The 24,259-nt window shown below is 39.9% G+C and carries 23 protein-coding genes and 3 tRNA genes; 11 read left to right on the forward strand and 15 right to left on the reverse strand.

All coding sequences use genetic code 11. From position 1 onward, the window contains the following. Positions 1-317: 317 nt before the first annotated feature. The 4 genes from DK207_RS12635 (at position 318) to DK207_RS12650 (ending at position 4,494) form a co-directional block, all read left to right on the forward strand. Positions 318-1,313 (forward strand): tripartite tricarboxylate transporter substrate binding protein, encoded by a 996-nt coding sequence (locus DK207_RS12635; protein WP_005086808.1) that lies wholly within the window; start codon positions 318-320, stop codon positions 1,311-1,313. A 96-nt stretch (positions 1,314-1,409) separates the two neighbouring features. Then, complete coding sequence (locus DK207_RS12640) at positions 1,410-1,853, forward strand: tripartite tricarboxylate transporter TctB family protein (RefSeq protein WP_005086811.1); 444 nt, start codon at positions 1,410-1,412, stop codon at positions 1,851-1,853. A 14-nt stretch (positions 1,854-1,867) separates the two neighbouring features. Next, the gene (locus tag DK207_RS12645; RefSeq protein WP_005086812.1) at positions 1,868-3,364 is read left to right on the forward strand and encodes a tripartite tricarboxylate transporter permease; all 1,497 of its coding nucleotides are present in this window, start codon (positions 1,868-1,870) and stop codon (positions 3,362-3,364) included. A 65-nt stretch (positions 3,365-3,429) separates the two neighbouring features. Beyond that, positions 3,430-4,494, forward strand: coding sequence for an AbrB family transcriptional regulator (locus DK207_RS12650; RefSeq protein WP_109441501.1), 1,065 nt, complete (start codon positions 3,430-3,432; stop codon positions 4,492-4,494). Positions 4,495-4,513: 19 nt separating this feature from the next. Here the strand turns inward: DK207_RS12650 and DK207_RS12655 are convergent. From DK207_RS12655 to DK207_RS12665, 3 genes are all read right to left on the reverse strand, one after another. After that, a tRNA-Arg gene (locus DK207_RS12655) sits at positions 4,514-4,590 on the reverse strand. A 47-nt stretch (positions 4,591-4,637) separates the two neighbouring features. Further along, a tRNA-Arg gene (locus tag DK207_RS12660) sits at positions 4,638-4,714 on the reverse strand. Between the two features lie 11 nt (positions 4,715-4,725). Then, positions 4,726-4,815: transfer RNA gene (locus DK207_RS12665), tRNA-Ser, on the reverse strand. 258 nt (positions 4,816-5,073) lie between these two features. On the opposite strand from DK207_RS12665, the gene rnr reads away from it, so the two are divergent. The 6 genes from rnr to DK207_RS12695 all read left to right on the forward strand — a co-directional run bounded on the left by rnr (position 5,074) and on the right by DK207_RS12695 (position 11,931). Continuing rightward, positions 5,074-7,503, forward strand: coding sequence for a ribonuclease R (gene rnr / locus DK207_RS12670; RefSeq protein ID WP_109441502.1), 2,430 nt, complete (start codon positions 5,074-5,076; stop codon positions 7,501-7,503). Positions 7,504-7,591: 88 nt separating this feature from the next. Further along, entirely contained in the window at positions 7,592-8,179 is a 588-nt protein-coding gene (locus DK207_RS12675; RefSeq protein WP_109441503.1) for a hypothetical protein, read from the forward strand. A 75-nt stretch (positions 8,180-8,254) separates the two neighbouring features. Then, the gene (locus DK207_RS12680; protein WP_109441504.1) at positions 8,255-10,294 is read left to right on the forward strand and encodes a M3 family metallopeptidase; all 2,040 of its coding nucleotides are present in this window, start codon (positions 8,255-8,257) and stop codon (positions 10,292-10,294) included. Between the two features lie 38 nt (positions 10,295-10,332). Further along, the gene (locus DK207_RS12685; protein ID WP_109441539.1) at positions 10,333-10,539 is read left to right on the forward strand and encodes a YheV family putative metal-binding protein; all 207 of its coding nucleotides are present in this window, start codon (positions 10,333-10,335) and stop codon (positions 10,537-10,539) included. A 12-nt stretch (positions 10,540-10,551) separates the two neighbouring features. Further along, positions 10,552-11,001 (forward strand): hypothetical protein, encoded by a 450-nt coding sequence (locus tag DK207_RS12690; protein WP_109441505.1) that lies wholly within the window; start codon positions 10,552-10,554, stop codon positions 10,999-11,001. 60 nt (positions 11,002-11,061) lie between these two features. Continuing rightward, positions 11,062-11,931 (forward strand): DMT family transporter, encoded by an 870-nt coding sequence (locus DK207_RS12695; protein WP_109441506.1) that lies wholly within the window; start codon positions 11,062-11,064, stop codon positions 11,929-11,931. Between the two features lie 106 nt (positions 11,932-12,037). On the opposite strand, the gene DK207_RS12700 is transcribed toward DK207_RS12695, so the two are convergent. The 6 genes from DK207_RS12700 to DK207_RS12725 form a co-directional block, all read right to left on the reverse strand. Further along, entirely contained in the window at positions 12,038-14,248 is a 2,211-nt protein-coding gene (locus DK207_RS12700) for a TRAP transporter large permease subunit (protein WP_109441507.1), read from the reverse strand. Positions 14,249-14,425: 177 nt separating this feature from the next. Next, on the reverse strand, positions 14,426-15,007 hold the full coding sequence (rrtA, locus tag DK207_RS12705) for a rhombosortase (RefSeq protein WP_109441508.1): 582 nt from the start codon (positions 15,005-15,007) through the stop codon (positions 14,426-14,428). A 127-nt stretch (positions 15,008-15,134) separates the two neighbouring features. Further along, complete coding sequence (locus DK207_RS12710) at positions 15,135-16,178, reverse strand: hypothetical protein (RefSeq protein ID WP_109441509.1); 1,044 nt, start codon at positions 16,176-16,178, stop codon at positions 15,135-15,137. A 358-nt stretch (positions 16,179-16,536) separates the two neighbouring features. Continuing rightward, positions 16,537-16,743, reverse strand: coding sequence for a hypothetical protein (locus DK207_RS12715; protein WP_171293688.1), 207 nt, complete (start codon positions 16,741-16,743; stop codon positions 16,537-16,539). 210 nt (positions 16,744-16,953) lie between these two features. Continuing rightward, the gene (locus DK207_RS15970; RefSeq protein WP_109441511.1) at positions 16,954-17,349 is read right to left on the reverse strand and encodes a hypothetical protein; all 396 of its coding nucleotides are present in this window, start codon (positions 17,347-17,349) and stop codon (positions 16,954-16,956) included. Beyond that, positions 17,336-17,593, reverse strand: coding sequence for a succinate dehydrogenase assembly factor 2 (locus DK207_RS12725; protein ID WP_109441512.1), 258 nt, complete (start codon positions 17,591-17,593; stop codon positions 17,336-17,338). Before DK207_RS12725 ends, DK207_RS15970 begins: the two co-directional genes overlap by 14 nt. 187 nt (positions 17,594-17,780) lie before the next feature. Here DK207_RS12725 and DK207_RS12730 point away from each other — a divergent pair, with 187 nt between their 5' ends. Beyond that, positions 17,781-18,953: an acyl-CoA dehydrogenase family protein gene (locus tag DK207_RS12730; protein ID WP_109441513.1), complete on the forward strand. Its 1,173-nt coding sequence runs from the start codon at positions 17,781-17,783 to the stop codon at positions 18,951-18,953. Positions 18,954-19,005: 52 nt separating this feature from the next. Here the strand turns inward: DK207_RS12730 and DK207_RS12735 are convergent, their stop codons facing one another. From DK207_RS12735 to rpsD, 6 genes are all read right to left on the reverse strand, one after another. Then, positions 19,006-19,503, reverse strand: a complete 498-nt coding sequence (locus tag DK207_RS12735; RefSeq protein WP_109441514.1) for a DUF2059 domain-containing protein — start codon at positions 19,501-19,503, stop codon at positions 19,006-19,008. A gap of 126 nt (positions 19,504-19,629) precedes the next feature. Continuing rightward, positions 19,630-21,120 carry a flavin-containing monooxygenase gene (locus tag DK207_RS12740; protein ID WP_109441515.1) on the reverse strand — a complete coding sequence of 497 codons (1,491 nt, stop codon included), beginning with the start codon at positions 21,118-21,120 and terminating at the stop codon, positions 19,630-19,632. Between the two features lie 372 nt (positions 21,121-21,492). Beyond that, on the reverse strand, positions 21,493-21,951 hold the full coding sequence (locus tag DK207_RS12745; RefSeq protein ID WP_109441516.1) for a hypothetical protein: 459 nt from the start codon (positions 21,949-21,951) through the stop codon (positions 21,493-21,495). Between the two features lie 262 nt (positions 21,952-22,213). After that, positions 22,214-22,579, reverse strand: a complete 366-nt coding sequence (gene rplQ, locus DK207_RS12750) for a 50S ribosomal protein L17 (RefSeq protein ID WP_004641032.1) — start codon at positions 22,577-22,579, stop codon at positions 22,214-22,216. Between the two features lie 18 nt (positions 22,580-22,597). Next, on the reverse strand, positions 22,598-23,605 hold the full coding sequence (locus DK207_RS12755) for a DNA-directed RNA polymerase subunit alpha (RefSeq protein WP_004641033.1): 1,008 nt from the start codon (positions 23,603-23,605) through the stop codon (positions 22,598-22,600). A gap of 18 nt (positions 23,606-23,623) precedes the next feature. Continuing rightward, entirely contained in the window at positions 23,624-24,250 is a 627-nt protein-coding gene (rpsD, locus tag DK207_RS12760; protein ID WP_075314690.1) for a 30S ribosomal protein S4, read from the reverse strand. Between the last annotated feature and the right edge of the window lie 9 nt (positions 24,251-24,259).

Here is a 24,259-nt window from a genome sequence, read left to right on the forward strand (position 1 = left end):
ACCTTGATCTCATATAAAAAATATTTTTAATTTTAAATACTTAAATTCATATATTTTTCAAATAAATTATCCATAATTTTATATTTCCAAAATGAATCATCACAAGATATAAGTTGATGCTATGCTTTTTCTGTTTAATTTTATGATGAACACCCTGATTTAAAGTTATCAAAATGTGATAAAGAGCACCCCAGATTCCAAAAGAATAATGCTCAATTTTACGCATGTAACTTTATTTAATTATGGCAAAGAAGCCAATATAAATATGCACTATTATTGTGCGTATAAATATAATCGTTTATGGAGAAACATTTAAGATGTTAAGAGGAATTATATTAACCAGCACTTTAGTGACCTTAGGATTCGGTTTAACAGCATGTGGAAAAAATAAAGGTGAAGTTGGAGAACCCAAACGCCCAGAATGTATCGCCCCAGCAAAACCAGGCGGTGGTTTCGATCTCACATGTAAACTGGCACAAAATGCTTTCAAAGAAACCAAACTCTTAAATTCTCCTATGCGTGTAACCTATATGCCCGGTGGTGTAGGCGCTGTAGCATACAATAAAATTGTTGCTAACGACCCTGCGAATGACAATGCAATTGTTGCATTCTCTACCGGCTCATTACTCAACCTTGCCCAAGGAAAATTTGGCCAATATACGGAAAAAGATGTTCGCTGGTTAGCGATTGTCGGGACAGATTATGGCGTGGTTGCGGTCAATGCAGAATCTCCATATAAAAATCTTAACGACTTAGTTGCTGCACTCAAGAAAAATCCGAAATCCGTGAGCTTCGGCGCAGGTGGTAGTGTGGGCGGTCAGGACTGGATGCAAACTGCGATGCTTGCAAAAGCTGCAGGTGTAAATCCTAAAGACATGACATACATTGCCCTAGAAGGCGGCGGTGAGGCGGTAACATCTGTTCTGGGTAATCACATCCAAGTGGTCAGCGCTGGAATTGCTGAAGTCATCCCTCATATTAAATCAGGAAAAGTACGTGCTCTAGCCGTGTTTGCTCCTGAACGTCTACCAAATGAATTAGCAAACATTCCGACTGCAAAAGAACAAGGTTATGACATTCAATGGCCAGTTGTACGTGGATATTACGTTGGTCCAAAAGTTAGTGACGAAGCTTATCAATGGTGGAAAACTTCATTTGAAAAAATGATGCAAGATCCAAAATTTGAGCAATCACGTCAACAGTTTGAGCTACTCCCGCTCTCCATGACAGGTGAAGAATTAGATCAGTTTGTAATCCAACAAACCAATCAATTAAGAGCGTTATCTAAAGAGTTCGACCTCGTTACAAAATAGCACTTAAAACCCAGAAAACATTTCAATCACTGATCTTTCATAGAATGAAACTCAGGGTTGAAGTGTTCCTGAATTTTAATGAAAAAGGAATGATCTATGTCCGCAGAAAGGATTTTTTCAGGGACCTTAGGACTCGTCAGTCTTGGCCTACTCTACTTGGCTTGGGGCTATGTCGCACCCATTGCATATGACCCGTTAGGACCACGTCCTTATCCTGTACTCCTGTTATTACTTTTAATTTCATGTTGTTTATATCTTACCTTTAGACCTCAAAAACTCGCTGAATTTATTGATCTGGGATACACCCCATCCGTCTTAAAAAAAATCGGTTTGTTGATGCTGTTTATGCTGATTTATGCCATTACTTTTGAGTTCTTAGGTTTCCCTATTGCAACAGCCATCATGTTTTTCCTTGTCGGCACCCTCTTCGGAGGAAGTTTAAAAGCATCACTAATCACAGGCATTGTTTTTGGCTGCCTCTTATATGGGTTATTTGACTACATATTAGATGTACCACTGCCATTAGGATTTTTTAGTTAATCAAGGAAGAATTAATGGACGTTTTTGAATATTTAATGTACGGCTTTCAAGTCGCATTAACCCCACAAAACCTATTCATTGCACTGATTGGTGCATTCATTGGTACGATTGTCGGCTTATTGCCTGGTCTCGGTCCAATTAACGGTGTTGCATTACTCCTTCCTTTTGCTTATGCCTTAGGACTCCCCCCTGAGAGTGCATTAATCTTACTGGCAGCCGTTTATCTCGGATGTGAATATGGTGGACGAATTTCCGCCATTCTAATCAATGTCCCTGGAGATGCAGCAGCAATTATGTCCACCATGGACGGTTACCCACTTGCTAAACAAGGAAAAGCAGGGATTGCGCTGTCACTCTCGGCGATGAGCTCATTTATTGGCAGTTTAATTGCAATTATCGGGATCGTATTATTTGCTCCCCTTTTAGCAAAATGGGCAATTGTTTTCGGACCAGCTGAATATTTCGTTTTAATGGTATTTGCTCTGACCTGTTTAAGTGGCCTCGTGGGTGATCAACCGATTAAAACAGCCGTAGCAGCCTTGATCGGATTACTGTTTGCTACCGTTGGTGTCGATGCAGTGACAGGTGTCTATCGCTTTACATTTGACTCAGTAAACCTCAGTGATGGCGTTCAGTTCACTACCATCGTGATCGGTTTTTTCAGTATCAGTGAAATTCTGATTATGTTAGAAAAAACAGCGATTGGACAGAAAGCACTTGGACAAGGTAAACGCAGTCTTTTCAACCTAAAAGAATTTTTGTTCACCCTAAAAACCACGATTCGTAGTTCGCTACTTGGCTTCATTGTCGGCATTTTACCGGGCGCAGGCGCAACAATTGCCAGCGCAATGTCTTATACCAGTGAACGAAAACTTGCGGGAAAAGATGGAAAATTTGGTGACGGCGATTTACGTGGTATTGCAGCACCTGAAGCAGCCAACAATGCTTCGGCATGTGGTTCATTTATTCCAATGTTAACTCTAGGTGTACCAGGTTCAGGTACCACAGCCGTGATGTTAGGTGCTTTAACGCTTTACAATATCACCCCAGGCCCACAGTTATTCACTGAACAACCAACGATTGTTTGGGGACTAATTGCATCATTATTCATTGCCAGTATTTTATTATTGATCATGAATATTTCGTTGGTACGTTTCTTTGCCAAGTTGTTGAGCGTTCCAAACTTTATTCTTCTTCCTGCAATCGCAGCAGTCAGCTTCGTTGGTGTGTATGCAATACATAGCACAGTATTCGACTTGGTTCTGATGGTTGGATTGGGTATTTTTGGTTATATTTTACGTAAACTCAACTTCCCATTATCCGCCCTGATCTTAGGCTTTGTATTAGGTGAGCTTATGGAATCAAGCTTACGTCGTGCACTATCTATTTCTCAAGGTGAATTGTCAATCTTGTTCGATGGCTACATCACCAAAGTATTATGGATTTTAGCAGGTATCATGATCGTACTTCCTTTGATCCGCTGGTTACGTAACCGTCACAGAGCGATTTAAATGATGTTGACCGATAGAGAATAAAATCTATCGGTCATTTACCTTTTATTTATGCGATTTGATTTATGCGATTGTATCTAAAGTATGCTTTGAGTCTAAGCCTTGCATTTTTAGGTGCACTTGTTGCACAGTGGCTACACTTACCTATTCCATGGCTGCTCGGGCCATTATTCATCACCGCTCTCCTTAAAATAAATCACGCCCCCATCGAATGTCATAATTCTGCACGCAGTATTGGATTATCCATCATTGGACTCACGCTCGGTTTATATTTCACACCAGAGATGATTCACCTAATCGCATCACATTGGCTGGTATTACTGATCGGCCTGTTGTTTGCATTATTACTCGGTGCAATCGGTGCCTTTATATTGCAACGCTGGGCAAAAGTCGACTTTAAAACCGCATGGTTTGCTTCTGCAATTGGTGGGGCAAATGAGATGTCTCATCTCGCAGAACACTATCAGGCACGCGTTGATCAAGTTGCATCAGCTCATACATTACGCGTATTAATGGTGGTGGTGATTGTGCCTTTCTTTTACCAATTTATGGGCTGGCATGGTTTTGATACGGATCAAATCGCAAAACATCTCGAAGTGAACTGGTTTGGTTTTTTCGGCTTGGTCTTGATCTCTTATATTGCCAGTCGTATTTTTATTCAGTTTAAACTCCCTAATCCATGGACCTTTGGTGCATTATTGGTTGCTATCTTCTTTACAGCACAAGATATTCATCTATCCGCAATTCCGACACCGATTATTCATCTAGGGCAAGTCTTACTCGGTTGGTCATTAGGTAATAAATTTAAACCTGGATTTTTTAAAACCGCCCCGCGTTATTTAAGCATTGTGGCACTTTGTAATCTAGGCGCATTACTCTTAACTGGGCTGCTAGCTTATACACTGATGCAATGGACGGATCTTCCTATCGCCACCCTTGGTTTAGGACTTGCGCCCGGTGGTGTCGCTGAAATGACGATCACAGCCAAGGTTCTGCAACTCGGTGTTCCAATCGTGACTGCATTTCATGTGGTTCGTATGGTTGGTGTCTTGGGAACAGTCGGATATTTATATCTTTTCTTCGATAAAATACTGCAAAAGAAAATTCAGACACAAAAAAACCGCAATTAAGCGGTTAATTTCATTAAGTTGGTGCGCTCAGAGAGATTCGAACTCCCGACCCCTTAGTTCGTAGCCAAGTGCTCTATCCAGCTGAGCTATGAGCGCATTACTTATGTGCCTATGCAGGCGTGTGTTACTTTTAAATCTTTACTTGGTGCGCTCAGAGAGATTCGAACTCCCGACCCCTTAGTTCGTAGCCAAGTGCTCTATCCAGCTGAGCTATGAGCGCCTTAAGTAAAGTGGCGGTGAGAGAGGGATTCGAACCCTCGATACAGTTACCCGTATGCATCCTTAGCAGGGATGTGGTTTCAGCCACTCACCCATCTCACCGTAACACGAGCGCAATAATACAAACTAAATCCCCATTACACAAGGGAAGAACCCTATTTTTTCTGTTTTTTTAAATCAATCAAATATTTTTTAAACAATTTTGGTATTTTTTCAGCATTTTTTTGCTTTTCACTTGTTAATATAGGCATCTCTTTTATACAGATCCATGACATAAACACAATCTTGCAATCTTTGACGTGCAGTCTAAGTTTGAATGTCTTATGCTAAAGTGATCTGCCAGATGTGAAATGAAACGATATGACTACAAATTGGGTTGATCCCGAAGCAAAAGCAGAAGCTGAACGTTACGATAATCCTATTCCGAGCCGAACTCTTATTCTTACTACATTAGAACAATTAAAAACTGCGCAATCTCACGCAGAACTCGTTGAGCATTTTAATATTCAAGACCAAAAAAGTATTGATGCCTTGAACCATCGTTTAAGTGCGATGGTTCGTGATGGTCAACTGATGAAGGATGGTTTTAAATATCAGCCCGCAACAGATGCGCCTAGCTACGAAGCAACGGTTTATATCAATAGTAAAGGTTTAGGTACTGCAAATATCACGGGACAAGATGATGTCCTCTTACCTGAACGTGAGTTGCGTCTCGTTTTTAATGGTGACCGCGTTAAAGTACGTCAGACTTCAGTTGATCGCAAAGGTAAAGCTTGGGGCTTCATTACTGAAGTGGTACAGCGCCGCGTGAAACAAATCATTGGTAAAGTTGCTGAACATCAAGGTGAATACTTTATTCAACCAAGTAATCCAAATCAGCATCAACCGATTACACTAGAAAAAGAACTGATTGAACATGCCAACGCCAAAGTGGGTGATATGTTGCGTGTTGCGATTGATGATTATCCAACTCGTGAGGAACTTGCAACTGGCCATGTGGTTCAATCCATGGCAGACAAAGCAGATACAGAGATTATCATTCCACAAACCATCTTAGAGTTTGGTTTGCCTTATGAGTTTCCAGAAGCAGTGATTAAAGAAGCTGAAAGCTTTAAGGAACCTTCTGCACAAGACATAAAAAATCGCGTTGATTTACGAGATCTACCACTGGTCACCATTGATGGTGAAGATGCCCGTGACTTTGATGATGCCGTGTATGCGGAGAAGCGCCCAGGAGGCGGTTACCGTGTTGTGGTGGCAATCGCAGATGTAAGCCATTATGTTCGTTTAGAGTCGCCTTTAAACGAAGAAGCCGAAGATCGTGGCACATCGGTTTATTTCCCGCACTTCGTCCTGCCAATGTTACCAGAAGCCTTGTCGAATGGATTATGTTCTCTAAATCCGCATGTAGACCGTTTATGTATGGTTTGTGATTTAAAACTATCACGTGCAGGTAAAGTGACAGGTTATGAGTTCTATCCTGCGGTGATGCATTCCAAAGCACGTTTGACCTACACCCAAGTTGGTCAATATTTTGAGGGAGTAACCGATGCGATTCCTGAAGATAAAACCATTCATAAATCACTAAACACACTATTCCAACTCTATCAAACGCTTAAAGGCCTACGAGCTGAACGTCATGCAATGGAATTTGAAACCATTGAAACCTACATGACCTTTGACGAGTTAGGTGGAATCAAGGAAATCTTGCCACGCACACGTAACGATGCACATAAACTCATTGAAGAATGTATGTTATTGGCTAACGTTGCAGCTGCAGAGTATTGCTTAGAACATGATATTCCGATGTTGTATCGTGTACATGAAGCACCAGAGTTTTCTCGTATTCAAAAAGTTCGTGATTTTGTGAAATTGCTTGGTTTACCGTTCCCTGAGCAACCAACACAAGCGGATTACCAAGCTGTCATTGAAGCAACAAAAGACCGTCTAGATGCGCCAAGTATCCATGCCGTTTTGTTACGATCAATGATGCAAGCCTATTATGGTGCGAAGAACTCAGGACACTACGGTCTTGCTTATGAGGCGTATACGCACTTCACTTCGCCAATTCGTCGTTATCCAGACTTATTATTACACCGTGCCATCAAGGCTTATCTCGATAAAAAAGTTTATCCACTATCAGGTGCGGCGCTTGATGATGCAGGCGAGCATTTCTCACAAACAGAACGTCGTGCTGACGAAGCTTCACGCAGTGTAACCACATGGCTGAAATGTCACTACATGCAACAACATCTAGGTGATGAATTCGTTGGGGTGATCAGTGCCGTGACTGAGTTTGGTCTATTCGTGACCCTGAAAGATCTGTATGTCGATGGCATGATTCATGTGAGTCAGCTCGGTGAAGACTTCTTCCTTTATGATCAGGCAAGCCAAAGCCTCATTGGTCAGAATCGTGGTCAATCCTTTAGCCTTGGTGATGAAGTCAAGATTCAGGTTGCAGGCGTGAATCTAGAGGAACGTAAGATCGACTTCCAATTGGTACAACAGTTGACTCATTTGGGTCGTGTAATTCGCCAAAAAGCACCACGTACAACCACCACGAATCGCGCCCAAACTACTGAAGAGGTATTCGGCAAAGCACCTTCATCGACGAAAGCTAAAGTCAGTGAAGACGGCGAAAAGCCTGTGCGTAAGAAAAAGGATAAGAACAAACCAAGTTCTTATAGTAAAAAACCAGCTAAGAAGGCTTCGGCTAAGCCTGAAAGTAAAGAAAAGGCAAAGAAGAAAGTGAAAAAGAAAAAGTCCAATGCGAAAGCAAAAAGTGAGTAATTTATAAAAATAAAGGGGAGCCTCGGCTCTCCTATTTTTTGTTATATAATGCATAAATAAACAATTTCAAAATACAAATAAATTCCTAATGCCTCATTACCAAATCACAAAATATTATTATCATTACTATGTACTCGCTTGTTTATTCTTTTTAAGTATTAGTACGGCTATTTATATATTTAAAGGGAACTTTTCACCTACATTAACAGTAAAGTTTGTCGGCTTGGTAATTGCTAGCTTTTTCTATGTATTGCTCATGCTTTACTTTCTCAATTTAAAAATGAATCAAGAGTGGATGATTCCACGACAATGGCGACGCGTGCAAAAGCAGCCTAAACTTCACGTGTTAGTTATTTTTCCTTTGTTTATTCTTCCTATATTTTGGTTCAACTTAGCAGGCACTTTTCCAATGATATGGACATATATGCTTGGACAGCCTCAAATCGTAGAAGCATCAGCGACTGCCGTAAAAAAACACTCCAGAAATACAGATTTTTATTCTTTCCAAACAGTTTATGCAGGAATTCCTATTTTCAGAATTACTTTGAAAGAATATGAAGCGTATAAAAATCATCAACTCAAATTAAAGCTAACTACTCGTCAAAGTCGTTTCGGCACATATATACTATCAATTGATGAAATTCAGATCACAACCCAAAACCTATCGAATAAATAATAAATCAACCTTGATTTCTCCACCTTTAAGCCCTACATCTATAACTATATTTAAAGATGATATGGCAAAAATACAATGACACTACAGCAAGCGACACTTCCCGTTCCCCAGTTTGATCAGATTCAACTTGCCGACTTAAAACAACAAATTGAAGATACCATTCAAAACGGTCAAAACTTCCTAAATCAACTCAATGAGGTTCCACAAGGAACCGAAGCACAACTGGCTACATTGACTGAAGTCGATCAACTTGAAAATAACATGAGTGAATCATGGGGCATTTTGTCGCATCTGAATGCCGTGATGAACAATGCCGAAACCCGTGAGGTGTATCAGGCACTTTTACCAAGTTTAAGCGAATACTACACTCAGCTTGGACAGCATACGGCGTTGTATCAAACTTACCAACAGATTCATGACAGCGCTACGTTTCAAAGCCTGAGTGAAGCTCAACAAAGTGCCATTAAACTCGCTTTACGTGATTTCAAACTTTCAGGCGTTGCACTTGAAGGCGAAGCCAAAAAACGTTATGCGGAAATCTCAGCACGTTTATCACAACTGTCTTCAGATTTCTCTAACCATGTACTCGATGCAACGCAAGCTTATTTCAAACCATTAACAGAAGAACAGCTCAAAGGCTTACCACAAAGTAGTGTTGAATTATTAAAGCAATACGGACAACAGCGTGAGCTTGATCAAGCAGTTGCCACACTCGACTTCCCCGCTTATTTTGCGATTATGACCTATGCTGATGATCGCAAACTTAGAGAGGAACTCTACAAAGCCTACGTAACTCGTGCTTCAGAGCAGTCTGAAAAGACTGAATTTGATAATACCCCTGTGATGGAAGAAATTCTGAGCTTACGTCAAGAAATGGCACAGCTACTTGGCTTCAATAATTTTGCTGAATATTCACTGGCTAGCAAAATGGCACCTGATGTTGATACCGTCGATAAGTTTTTGGTGGATCTGGCAGGGCATGCCCGCACTCCAGCACTTGCTGAAATTGCTGAACTGAAAGCAATTGCACAACAGGATGGTATCGAAGAACTCAAACCATGGGATGCAACTTATTACTCTGAGAAGTTAAAACAGCAGCAATTCAATCTTTCTCAAGAAGCACTTAAACCTTACTTCCCAGCTCCAAAAGTTGTGGACGGTTTATTCCAGATTGTGCAACGTCTTTATGGTATCCAGATCGTTGAACGTCAGGCACCTGTTTGGCAAAATGATGTGCGTTATTTTGAAATTGAAGATCAAGGTCAAGTGGTGGGCGGTTTCTACTTCGATCTTTATGCCCGTAATGGCAAACGCGGTGGTGCATGGATGAGTGGTTTCCGTTCTCGTGTGCAAACCGCAAATGGTCTACAAAAACCGATTTGCTATATGGTCTGTAACTTTACTCCGCCAATTGGCGATCAGCCTGCCCTACTCACGCATGATGAAGTCATTACCTTATTCCATGAATTTGGTCATGGCTTACACCACATGCTCACCGAAGTGGATAATATCTCGGTTGCAGGTACACACGGCGTTGCATGGGATGCAGTGGAGTTACCAAGTCAGTTCATGGAATTCTGGGCTTGGGACAATGAAAGTCTAGACGTGCTCAGCGAACATACTGAAACCAAGCAAACCTTACCGCAAGAATTGTTAACTGCATTGTTGAACGCACGTTTCTTCCAATCAGGTATGCAAACGCTACGTCAGATTGAATTTGCATTGTTTGATCTAAGCATCCATCGTCAGGCACCTGCATTAAACAGCCAGCAGATCCAAGCAACTTTGGATGATATCCGAGATAAATTCGCGGTTGTTCCTGCTGTTCCTTATAACCGTTTCCAACACAGTTTCAGCCATATTTTTGCAGGCGGTTATGCTGCGGGATATTACTCGTATAAATGGGCAGAAGTTTTAGCCAGTGATGCCTTTGATCGATTCGAAAATGAAGGCATTTTTAATACTGAGACTGGAAAAGAATTTAGAAAGTTTATTCTAGCAGTTGGCGGAAAAGATACAGCACTTGATGCGTTTCGCAATTTCAGAAAAAGAGAACCAAAAATAGATGCATTATTGCGTCATCAAGGTTGGACGAAGGCAGATAAAACCGCTTAAACTATGTCATTATTGTTCACAGGATGGTATTAACTGACATGAAAAGACAATTCATCGCGGGCGCGAAATGCCCAAAATGTGGGGCTTTGGATCGTGTCGTTAAAATCATCACTGTGGATGACGAGTGGATTGAATGTATCGAATGTGCTTATAGCGAAAACCGTCCGACCCATGTGGAAGAGTCGCAATCCGCTGAGCCAGATGAAATTGGGGTGATACAGTTCAAACCTCGTCATTTTGACTAGAAGGTTAAAAAAATGACGTCACCAGCCCGAACAAATAACTCCAAATTATTATGGATGATCATTGGTGGGATTAGCCTCGTTGTGCTTATATTTTTTACTGCACAATTGCTTTTATCTGACCATACAGCAGAAACTGAAATAACCGTGAATCAACCTGATCTCACCACAACTTCATCAGAAAATGTTGAAGCAGCCAGTGCTGCTATGACCAGTAATATAACTGAAGAAAGTGAACCAGCTCCGATTCAATTGGTTGAAGAAACGATACTCAAGGCGGCTGTGCCAGAAAATGAGAGTTTAGCAAAAGAAGAAATGGCTAAATTAGATGATATCCAACATCAACTCAAAGACCAGAAGCAAGAGTTACAAGCCCAACACAATGATGCTGATAGCTTAATTAAACTCAAAGAAGAACAAATCAAATTATTAGAAGCACAACTGCTCCAAACACAAGCATCTTAAAACAGCTTTTAATCCACTCGATTTGCTAGAATGTGATCATCCTTCTAGCATTTTTATTTTATGCCTATCGTCAGTCAGCGCCACCCTGTCTTTCTTGCAATTGCATGCCTGACATTCTCGGCATTTTTATTCTCACTTATGGGAATATGCATCCGCTTTGCATCCCATACTGTTGATAATTACACGATCGTCTTTTTCAGAAATTTGGTTGGATTGGTCCTGTTCCTGCCTTTCATTTGTAGACAGGGCATTAATTTTGTCAAAACAGATAAAATCTGGATGCATACTTGGCGAAGTATTATCGGCCTAGCAGCCATGTATGGATTCTTCTATGCAATTGCTCATCTTGAATTATCCAATGCGATGGTTTTTACCTACTCTTCTCCAATTTTTATTCCTTTTATTGCTTGGCTCTTTCTTAAAGAACGCATTAGCATACTGATGCTTTGTGCAGCAGCACTCGGTTTTATTGGAGTGTTTTTCGTAGCGAAACCCAATCAAGGACTCCTGAACTGGCTATCAATCATTGGGATCACCTCTAGTTTATGTGCAGCGATGGCATTTGTGACTGTCCGAGCGCTTACCCAGACCGAGCCCCCAGAGCGCATCGTATTTTATTTTTGCTTTATCGGTGCGTTACTTTCAGGGATCCCGATGTTTTGGGTTTGGCGCCCCTATCAACTTGAAGAGTTATTCTTTCTAATTGCGGCTGGTGTCCTCGCCAATGTCAGTCAACTATTTATGTCTCATGCGTATCGTCTAGCCCCTGCAGGACAGATCGCTCCAATCAACTATGTCGCGATTATTTTTGCGGGTATTTGGGGTTTTTTACTTTGGAACGAATTACCTGACTTGTACAGCTTGATTGGTTTTGGTTTTATTTTAATTGCCATCTTATTATGTAGCCCTGTCATGCAAAAAGCCAAGTAATCTTCTTTATACGATTGAAGACTACAATATAAAAAATTTTTTCAAATATCCTCAGCATTTATACATGCCATAAAAAAGCACCCGAAGGTGCTTTTTTATTCACTGCTTATTGATACCAACCAAACAACTTAAAGTAATAAGGCACGTACGCAACAATCAGGATCGCTGGAACCATTACCAATAACGGTAATATCCAACGCTCGAAACGATAGTAGAAAGACAGATGCTTCACTTCCTCATCCGCTGCTCGCACTTCATCATCACCAATTGCTTGTCGTGCCAATAAGTGGTTCAAGGCAACAGGTGGTGTGACATAGCCTAGCTCGAAGCCAATCAATGCAATCATCCAGAAGTGAACAGGATCTATACCATATTGATAAGCGACAGGTGCAACCGTTGCAGAAATCAAAATTACCGCACCGAATGGATCCATGATCATCCCTACGAGAACCATGAACACCACAACGAGGCTGATCACAATAAACATACTACTGATGTCACGCGGGAAGGCTTCCATCACTTCAATATGTTCTAAGAAACCACCTACGCTGACAGACAATGCCATCAGGATAATCAATGCACCGATATGCCCTACTGTTTCAATAGTAGAGGTATGCAATGCTTTTCCAAATGGAACATTACGCTCTGGATTACGTGGATCATCCGCAGGATTCACTTTTGGTGTTGGTTGTGAACCATCTGATGGTGCAGTATAGGTATTCAAAGTACTGTCCCAATGCCCAACAGGAGCAAGCGGAGCAGGTTCTTTACGCAACTTATCAAACAATACCATCATCAACAGAATCACTGGCATCATCACTGGTGCAGTAAACTCATTTAGCTCTGTTGATAACGCATGTTTGTAGAACAACCAGATTAAAACAAAAATTACGATATACGGTGCTACAGGAACAAACGCACGCAATGATTTAGGCAAAGCAACTTTCGGTGGTGAAATGCGGAATTTTTGCTCAGCAAAGAACAAAGAAATGATTAAGAACAAGGTTGAAGTCAATAAGAAGACATACATACCATGTGTATAAAGTAAATCCGTTGTCACTTCTTTATTCAAAGAGGCTACAACAACGATTAATAAACATGGACGTAAAACCACACCCAATGAACCTGAAAGTGCTGTTGCAGCCAATGCAAACTGACGGCGGCCACCGGCATTCCAGACTTCTTTATAAATAATCGCACCCGCTGCAATAACGAAGATACCAGATGCCCCTGTATAGGCGGTTGGTAACGCAGCTGCAATCAAGATTAACCATGTTAGGGTTTCTGGTGCTAAGTTCCACGGACGTAAAATATTTAAGAATAAGTCAACAATACGTGTTTGCTTAAGCAACATACCTGCCCAAATAAACAAGGCAAGATTTAAGAAGATATTCGAAAATTCAACCAACTGACCCAGATAGATCCCTTGCCCCATTGGATAATCCATGAAGAAGGTAAATGCTACCCCAGTAATAATCGCCATATAGGCATACAGTGGGATACTCAAGAAGGCTAAACCAACATTGCCACCTTCACGCGTTGGTGGTGGTGATTTAATTAAATGGAATAAACTAATTAAGGTTAATGATCCAAATAAAATCATCCATAACCAATAAATCACATTCATGCCAGAGGCAAAAGGCACCCCAGAATTAAGCACTGAGTTGTATTGGCTAATCACAGAAGAAGTGAGTAAACCATTACCTAATACCATTGCCGTATTATAAATACGGAAATCGATTCGGGTTGCTGGGCTACGTAATCCAATATGATGTGATTTAATCGTTGCGCTAATAGCAGCAAACACCACCATAATGACTAACAATAATGCACGGTTTTCAGAGCCGAATTTAAAGATGCCGAAAAAGGACGTCTCTATTGTACGGTAAGTACGAACACTCGGATTTGCTTCAATGTGGGCCATTGCTTTGTCATAGAAAACATATTTTTCTTCACACTGCTGTTGTGCAGCAAGTAATGAAGAACGAACATCGGATTCTGAAGCAACACCAAACATGCTTGCAAACTCATCTGCAGCATTGATCTTCATTTGCTCTTGAACTTGTGCATCGATATTTGGATTACGATCACAGGTTGGCTTGCTTGGCTCAGCCCTTAGAAACGAATATTGCATTCCAATATTCGGATCACCGTATAGACGTTCGCCCATACGTAATAACTGCCCATGAATCATCTCACCTGTACCAATCACAAGTGTTACTAAGAGTAAGATGAGAATAACAAAGGCTGATATCCACTCTGTCCAGATATAACTCAGCAGACCTAATCCAGACTTTTTCTCTTGATCATTTTGCATGTCTATTCCAATTTATTGTTATCAACATCCATCCAAAGATGTTGAATCATGCGATGTCTATGGTTGATAGATAAATGAATTTACCCTCTTAACACCAATCCCTTTTAAACCGCCTAAATTTGCAGCAATCTTTTATTAAAAAAAATGGCTACAATTATTTTTTTATGGATTTTTTTATCAATGTGTCTGTTCTTTATCTTTTCCAACTAAAAGTAAATAACCTGATCCACACAACACACCTCCAATGGCACCAATCAAATGTGCTTCAGTTAAAACTGGACTGCCAATTAACTGTGCTGTGCCTGTTTGTCCAAAAGTATTTTCCCAAATCAACTTTGCGGCGATTAACACTAACACCAACACCGCAAACTTACGCTCATTTTGATATTGCAGATAAACAATACTGACCGCCGTATAAAGCCCATGTAAAACACCAGATAATCCAGCATATGCTTCAATATACGGTAAATAATAATAAAAAATGAGACTAATAAATGGAGGGAGAAGCAATAATAAAGCAACCAGATGCCAATTACGCACATGAGGAAAAATGAAAGGTAAACATGAAAAAGCCAACATATTCAATAAGAAATGCATCCAACCCACATGCACCCAGTGTGCAGTCCACAACCGCCAAAACTCGGTTAATAAACTGGATTTCCAATAAATGAAATGATCAGCAAATACTTGCAAACATGCTGCCACTGACACACAGACAGCGATCAAAATGACTTTCCGTATCCATATTTGATCTTTCATTTATGTACCCCTCTAGAAAAAACAGACCTTTTACGATTTACAAAGCATAGATAATTTGCTTAACCAACATTGTAAAAGGTCGTTTAATTCAGGTTACTTCGCCATATTGCTTCTGTAGAACAGATGCTTATTCGCCACCATCAAATAAATCGTCTAACTCAGATGAACTTTCTTTGGTTTCATCCCAGAATGATGTCAAACCTTCATCACTCGCTCTTACACCCGTATTTTCAGTCCAATAACGATCCGCAATTCCTTTCACCATGGCACCCGCCATTTGATCAATCAACTTAAATTGTGGATTCGCTGGTTTATCTTCACCTGTTGCAGCAGCATACGAGCGTAGTGCATCGCGCATTTTTGTATCATCACCGCTCGCTTGAGCTGCCACAGCATATAGTGCATGGGCTAAACGAACACCTTTCTTTTCACCAATTTGCATAGACTGTTTCATGGTTGCATAAGGTTCAGGCTTGCCATCACCAGCACCTGGTAATAATGTCCAAATCACTGCACGGGTCGCCATTGGAGCACCCCAATACTTTTCATTGTCTAGACATGCCATTCCTCGTTCAACAATACCGGCAATATCTTTAGGCACATGAACTGCACCACCAGAGTTGATATCGTTAGTCATTGCTTGCAAGCCACTAACCATCCCCAGTAAGTAAACAGTTTGATCTAGATCATTACGCATCGTTGGGCATGATTCACCCAACTTATATTTATATTTGCTTTCCCAACGATTCGCGAATAATTGATAACCCGCATATTGACGCTCAGCCGCCAGTGCTGCCCAGCGTTTTTGTTCAATACGTGCATCTTGTGCTTCTGAGACTTGACCTGATTTTGCAGCACGTAAATAACGCAATTCAGCTTCTAATGCTTTATTTTCTGCACACAACCCCGCAGCAGAATACATCAGAACCGCCATACGCGTCGGATCTGCCCCCATATCTTTGGTAGACATAATTGCTGGAGTTAAAGCATTACCTGTATTACACACCATATCTGCATCATCCATTGCAAGAATTGGTGGTACGATATGGCGTTCACTAAAACCTAAAGCAACGTTTGCCCCAGTTTTAATGACATAAGAACATCCCGTTAACATTGATGTTGTAAATAATGCGACCGCTACACCTTGTCCAATTTTTTGGAATTTAGACATGCTTCCTGTCCTCTAATTGATTTGTTTTTCCTTTTAAATGTACCTTATCAGATGCAATACCCGAGTTAAAGAGTAATTGCTCTAATTTTGACACACTTATTTTGACACACTTCACAGATCAATGAATTGACAGATATTCGGGGATACAGAAATTTCAGGCAAAAAAAAGTAGCATTGCGACGGTTCAGCACATGCTACTTATTAACTGGTAAAATCGTGAAACTCTTATATTTTAGTTTTATTGAAAATAATCCTTGAGTAACGTTCCAGCTCTTCCTACTACAATCGCCATAACAATTGCAATTACTAGAAACATCCACATTGAAATCTCCATAGAGACCTCCTACACTTCATGTATCTACTTTTGATAGATACTCGATTGATGTTCATCATCAGTATTCATGGGAGAATGATATATTGATGACACTTTCAATCTCTTTCTCTTGTTCACTTCAACCTTAGATTGACGTGCTTCAAGAAGTTCCCTGAGTAAAGTTCCTGCTCTTCCTACTACAATTGCAAAAATGATTGCAATCACCAGAAACGACCATGTTGGAATTTCCATCATTTTGGACCTCCACCATACTTTACGTTGGTGTTTGTACTTTAACGAAAATAAATCAAACTGGATCGCCAGATTGTCTGACAATCCTCATTTTCAGGATTTTTTAGAGTATTTAATCTAACAATTTTAAATATTTTAGGCGATATATCTTATAAACTTTTGAATTATAATATTTTATTAATAATATACAGTCATACAATTGTCTAACAATTATACAAGTTTTACCCATGTTTTTAGGATTTTCCACTGCAACGGGGATAATTGATCCCACCAAATTACGCAAGATTGGTATTGCGAATCATAAAAATAGATCACGATGTAACATTGATGATCGATCATTTTTCGAATTTTTCTTTGCTGAATGTCCGTTATCTCATCACTAAAACAAAAGGAACAAAGCTGATCATCTAAATATTCAAAGCGTTTTAGCTGAGGCTGTTTTAAAAATAATAGCCAAGCAAACAGCATCAAAGGAAAACTAATAAGCCATAAAAACCAAGGAAGCAGGCTATACAATAAAAGGATAAGTACAATGAAAATTAAAAATTGAAACGCAAGTGCAAAACGACTGCGTTTCAACACAAAAACACGATTAGCCGTGGACATACTGTTTTAATTTTAAAATGAACGCTTTTAACTCTGCACGAGGCGGATCACCCACCTCCATAAACCAATCTAGTAAATCTGGATCTTCTTGATCGACGAGCTCTGCAAATAATGCTTTCTCAGCTGCATCGGCGGTGAGATAACAGTTTTTCACATAAGGATCAAAATACACATCGATTTCTTTCAAACCCCGACGCGCACGATAAATTACTTTACGTTCTTCTAGTGTCAATTCTTCAGACATTCTCTGTTCCACTATGCAACAATGTGTCCCATAGTGTACTCGATCCCTACTGAAGTTCGCAGCGATTTTTAAGAAGTGACCAAATACATCAATTAAATTGAGCATTGATCACATTGTCCAATATTTTCGATTTCTTGTATCGTGATGATGAATTTGTAACTTCAACGATTTAGGGAAAAAATAACAAATGCAATCAGGTGCAATTCGTCCAATTCCAAACATGCTAGCGCGAAAATTATTTACTTCAGATCATGAAGCATTTCGTGAGACTGTGCGTAAATTCTATGAAAAAGAAGTTGTTCCAAATATTGAAAAATATGAAAAACAACAACATGTAGACCGTGATCTATGGAATAAAGCTGGTGAGCTGGGTCTACTTTGTACCACCATGCCAGAAGAATACGGTGGTTCAGGTGTAGATCGCTTATACAGCATGATTCTGATTGAAGAACAAGCTTATGCGATGGATTCTAGTACTGGTTTTTCTTTGCACTCAGATATTGTTGCCAATTACATCAATAACTTCGGTAACGAAGAGCAAAAACAAAAATGGTTACCTAAAATGGCAACAGGTGAAACCGTCACTGCCATCGCTATGACTGAACCAGGTACGGGTTCAGATCTACAAGCAGTTCGCACAACAGCCGTACTTGATGGCGATGAATATGTCATCAATGGTTCTAAAATCTTTATTACCAATGGCTATCTCTGTGATATGGCAATTGTGGTATGTAAAACTGGCAACACAGAAAAAGGATCTGCCAATTTATCATTAATCATTGTTGAAGCAGACCGTGCTGGTTTTAGCAAAGGCAAGCCTTTGAATAAAATTGGGATGAAAGGTCAGGATACTTGTGAACTTTTCTTCGATAATGTTCGCGTACCAAAAGAAAACCTTCTTGGTATGGAAGGCATGGGCTTTATGATGCTAATGAAAGAGCTAGCTTGGGAACGTATGCTCGTTGCGATCATTTGCCAAGCAGGAGCTGAAGCTGCATTTGCTCACACTGTACAATACACCAAAGACCGTAAAGCTTTTGGTAAACCGATTGGAACATTCCAAAATACACGATTTAAATTGGCAGAATTACGCACAGAAATCGATTTTTGCCGTACTTATTTAGATCGTTGTATGGAATTACAACTCGAAGAAAGTTTAGGTGTAGATGCGGCTGCAGCGGCTAAATACAAAATTTCAGATATGTTCTCAAAAGTTGTAGATGAGTGCTTACAATTGCACGGGGGCTATGGTTATATGCTTGAGTATCCTATTGCACGTGCCTATATCGACAATCGAGCAAACCGTATTTATGCGGGTACCAATGAAATTATGAAAGAATTAATTTCACGTACCCTTTAATTACTTGATTAAAAAACTAGGGATAGCGTTTCATGCGCTATCCCTTTTTTATTTACTTTGATTGTGGCGTTTCAGATGATTGAGATGTTGGATTCATCCGAACCATCAACTGCTTAACCTTCGGATGCTCACTATGCTGTTGCATCGTTTCATTTAATGCAATACGAGCATGTTGTGTCGTGAAATGTGCGACCTCGCTTCCAACTTCACTGGCTTTATTTGCCCATGCTTTGCCTTCAGGTAATTGATAAAAATTTAATGCCGCTTGCAATTCTTTTTGATTAAAAGTCTCGACATAACGTTGCACAATAAATTGCTTACGTTGCTCACTATTCAAATTCTTAGTCAAATCTACATAAAAGCTCTCTGGTAGATCTTTAGGTAAACGCATCCGAATCTGTTCTAGAATCATTTTATCAGTGCTCTGTAAACCTTGCTCAGTACCATCAATGGAAACCAATTGTTGAGCCAATTTCTGTTTTTGCTTTAGATCATCCGCAAATGTTGTATTACTAAAGAATAATATCCCCAAAAACCATAATTTTTTCATTGAATTGTCCTAAATACATGATTTTATAATCAGCTCAATATACGCGATATTTTAATAATAAGGATCCCTATTTAAAACAAAAGAACCCTGTGTCTACACAGGGTTCTTGCTCGGATCAAATATAAATTAAGACACTAATTTAGGTTTACGATCTGCTTGTTCATCACGTTTACGGAATTGTAAAACACCATCATTGAATTTGGCATCTTTCAATTCTTTACGATCAGAAAGGTAGTTGTTAGAAATTTTCCATGGTGCTTGCTTGCCTTGTTTTGGCATAATATCCGCCGCACGAGCGATATAACCCGAAGAGAGTTTGCCCATAATCGTATCTTGTTCAAACTGAGCAGGATCGGCATGCGCAATCACTTCATCAAAGCCATTCTTGTCCATATGATTGAGCAAGCGGCAGATATAATCAGCGGCAATATCAACTTTTAATGTCCAAGAAGCATTGATATAACCAATGATCATAGCCATATTCGGCACATCACTTACCATCACGCCTTGATACAACATATGATGTGAGGTATTCATCGGCTGACCATCAATCGAGCCTTTTACGCCACCCAAGATTTGAATTTCTAAGCCAGTCGCTGAAATTACAATATCAGCCTCCAAATGTTTTCCAGATTTTAACTGAATACCATTTGCAGTGAACTTCTCAATTTGATCAGTTTCAATACTTGCTTGACCTTGACGCAATGCTTTGAATAAATCACCATCAGGCACAACACACAAACGTTGATCCCAAGGATTATAGCTTGGTGTAAAGTGCTTCATATCCACCTTACCTTTCAACTGTAACTCGATGCCTTTTAGCAATAAACGACGCACAGTTTTTGGATGCTTTTGCGCTAATGCATAAATCGCACGTTGCATCCCGATATTACGAGCACGAGTAAATTTATATGCTGTTTCTTCTGACATAAATTTACGAGTTTTTTCATACACAAAGTCAATCGAAGGTACTGTCGCAATATAAGTAGGAGAACGCTGTAACATGGTTACATGCCCTGCACCACCTTTAACCATAGAAGGCACGAGGGTAATCGCAGTCGCGCCACTACCAATAATTACGACTTTCTTACCTGTATAATCTAGATTTTCAGGCCAGTGTTGTGGATGGATAAATTGACCTTTAAATTTATCTTGCTCTGGGAATTGTGGCGCATAACCTCGATCATAGTTATAGTAACCGGTACAACCCATTACAAAATTTGCTGACCAAGTTTGTTTTTTATTGTTGCTATCTTCGATTTCAACAAGCCACTTTTTCTTAGCAGAATCATAATTTGCAGAAAGAACACGATGACCAAAATGGATTTTTTCTTTTAGCTTAAACTCATCAATAACTTCAGAAAGATAGCCTTTGATTTCTGGACCACTTGCCAGGACTTTTTCTTTCGCCCAAGGTTTAAAGTTAAAGCCAAATGTAGACATATCTGAGTCAGAACGAATACCAGGATAACGGAACAAATCCCAAGTCCCACCAAAACTATCACGACGCTCTAAAATTTCAAATTGGCGTTGTGGACAGTTTTTAGAGAGATGCACGGCCAACCCTATTCCTGAGATACCTGCACCAATAATTAATACATCAACTTGCTTTTCCATTTTTTTTATACCCTGTATAAACCATGTCTTTATTAAAGCACAAATTTGACAATACACAATGTCAAGTTTAGTCATTCATCGGTTTTTTTATGTCAGTTCGGGACATTTTGAGAAAAAAAGTGGTTAAAAAATCCTGAGATTTTTGCTTGGGTTTCTTTTATCAGAGTCTCTTAGTTAAAAGAGAAGATAGCAGTGTTTAGGCATTTTATCTGCTCGAATTCATTAGAAAATAATATTTAAAATATTCATAAAAAATTAAAATCATTCTAATGTGCTAGACACTAGAATGATTTGACATACTAAGTAATATAAAAAAAACTCTAGGCGACACTCGGCATAAAACCTATTCTGTACGTTACAAAGAAGTTTTAACTAGAAAAAATTCTCAGGATATAAAAATGATGGAATATGACGTCTAATTAATTGAGCTTGACCTGAATAGCCTCTTTTTTCTAATTCTAATAAAAAAACTGGCCATGGTGGGATATTGCTACGATATACATTATTTGAAGAAGTTGACATACCACCACCATCCAATGTGGACAATCCACCATACTGTAACGTTGATAATCCACCATACTGTAATGTTGATAATCCACCATACTGTAACGTTGATAATCCGCCATACTGTAAAGTCGATAATCCGCCATATTGTAATGTGGACATTCCACCGTTCTGCAATGTGGACATTCCACCGTACTGTAATGTGGACATTCCGCCGTACTGCAATGTAGACATTCCACCATCTTGCATTGTAGATAGACCACCGCCTTGAGCCGTACTGAGATTACGGGGCCACGTTCTTAAGTTAGGTATTTCAGGTCGTGACATAATATAACTCCAAGTAATTCATAATAAAAACTAATTAGAGTACATTACTACTTTTCCTTTATTTTTTGTAATAGATTAAAAATCAAACGATAAGTTATGTCTCTTTTATGCGTTTATATTAACGCTGTTAAACATAGAAAGATCATGTGAACTAAAACTGCTAATTAAATTAATCTATAAGACTTTTTGTTAAACAATAAAAAAGGTCGGTTATTACACCGACCTTTTTTGAACAACTGAGCTGTTCTTGTACGTAGAAGTATTATTTTACTTCACGATCTACAAGTTCAACGTAAGCCATCGGTGCAGCATCACCTGCACGGAAGCCCGCTTTAAGAACACGTAGATAACCGCCGTTACGCTCTTTGTAACGAGGGCCAAGAACGGTAAATAACTTACCAACAGTTGCTGCAGAACGAGTACGAGCAAACGCTAAACGACGGTTTGCTACTGTATCGTTTTTTGCCAAAGTGATTAAAGGCTCAGCAACACGACGAAGTTCTTTCGCCTTAGGCAAAGTTGTTTTAATTAACTCATGCTCAACTAAAGCATTCGTTAAGTTTTGAAACAACGCCTTACGGTGGCTGCTTGTACGGCCTAATTTCACACCACTATTACGATGACGCATGGTGATAGTCCTACTTAATTAACGGCTACGATAGGCAAAACGGTCATCCATACGGAGACTAGCTGGTGGCCAGTTCTCTAAACGCATGCCGAGTTGTAAACCTTTCGATGCCAAAACATCTTTGATCTCTGTTAACGATTTTTTACCCAAGTTAGGAGTTTTTAACAACTCAACTTCAGTACGTTGAACAAGATCACCAATGTAGTAAATATTTTCTGCCTTCAAACAGTTAGCAGAACGAACAGTTAGCTCGAGATCATCTACTGGACGAAGCAAAATTGGGTCAACTTCTTCGCGAGGTTCTTGAGCAACAGGAGTTTGATCTTTCTGAAGATCAACAAAAATTGCAATTTGTTGTTGCAAGATTGTTGCCGCTTTGCGGATAGCTTCTTCTGGATCAACAGTTCCATTTGTTTCAAGATCGATCACTAGCTTATCAAGATCGGTACGTTGTTCTACACGCGCATTTTCAACGGTATAAGAAACACGTTTAATCGGGCTATAAGAAGCATCTAACTGTAAACGACCCACTGGGCGAGTTTCGCCTTCTGGGAAACGAGAGTCAGATGTTTCATAACCACGACCTTGAGCAACTTTAAGGCGCATTTTCAATGAACCACTAGCACTCAAAGTACCAATTAAATGATCAGGGTTAACCACTTCAACATTATGAGGTAAACGAAGGTCGGCTGCTGTTACGTCACCTGCACCTTGTTTCTCTAATGTTAAATATGCTTCATTTTGATCGAACAGCTTAATAGACAATCCTTTTAGGTTCAGCAAGAGCTCGACGATGTCCTGCTGCAAGCCTTCTAAAGTACTGTACTCGTGCTCGACGCCTTCTATCTCAACTTCAACCACAGCAGCGCCAGGCAAAGAAGACAATAGAATGCGACGTAAAGCATTACCTAGAGTATGACCAAAGCCACGCTCTAAAGGTTCCAGAATCACTTTTGCCGAGGTCCCGCTCACCGCTTCGACCTTGATCGCTTGCGGAGTTAGAAACTCGTTTGCAGTACGCGTCATTTATTGCTACCTCAAGGATTATTTAGAATACAATTCTACAATCAAGCTTTCGTTGATTTCAGCAGGTAAATCAGAACGATCAGGTGCAGTTTTGAACGTACCTTCTAGCTTAGAATGGTCAACTTCCATCCAAGCAGGGATACCACGTTGAGCAGCCAATTCAATTGCATTTTTAATACGCAATTGTTGTTTAGCGCCTTCGTGAACCGCAATTACATCGCCCGCTTTTACTTGAATAGACGCAATGTTGACACGACGACCATTTAAAGTAATAGAACGGTGAGAAACTAACTGACGAGCTTCTGAACGTGTAGAACCAAAACCCATGCGATAAACTACGTTATCAAGACGGCTTTCAAGCAATTTCAACAAGTTTTCACCTGTTGCGCCTTTCACACGAGCTGCTTCTTTATAGTAGTTACTAAATTGACGCTCTAACACACCGTACATACGACGGACTTTTTGTTTTTCACGTAATTGTAGTGAATACTCAGATTGCTTACCACCACGAGCCTGACCATGTTGACCAGGTGCTTTATTGTGTTTTTTGGTTTTTACATCAAACGGTTTAACGCCTGATTTAAGTTGCAGGTCTGTCCCTTCGCGACGAGAGAGTTTGCATTTTGGACCAATATAACGAGCCATGAATGTTTC

Source organism: Acinetobacter haemolyticus (genome assembly GCF_900406815.1).
Lineage (GTDB): Bacteria > Pseudomonadota > Gammaproteobacteria > Pseudomonadales > Moraxellaceae > Acinetobacter > Acinetobacter haemolyticus_A.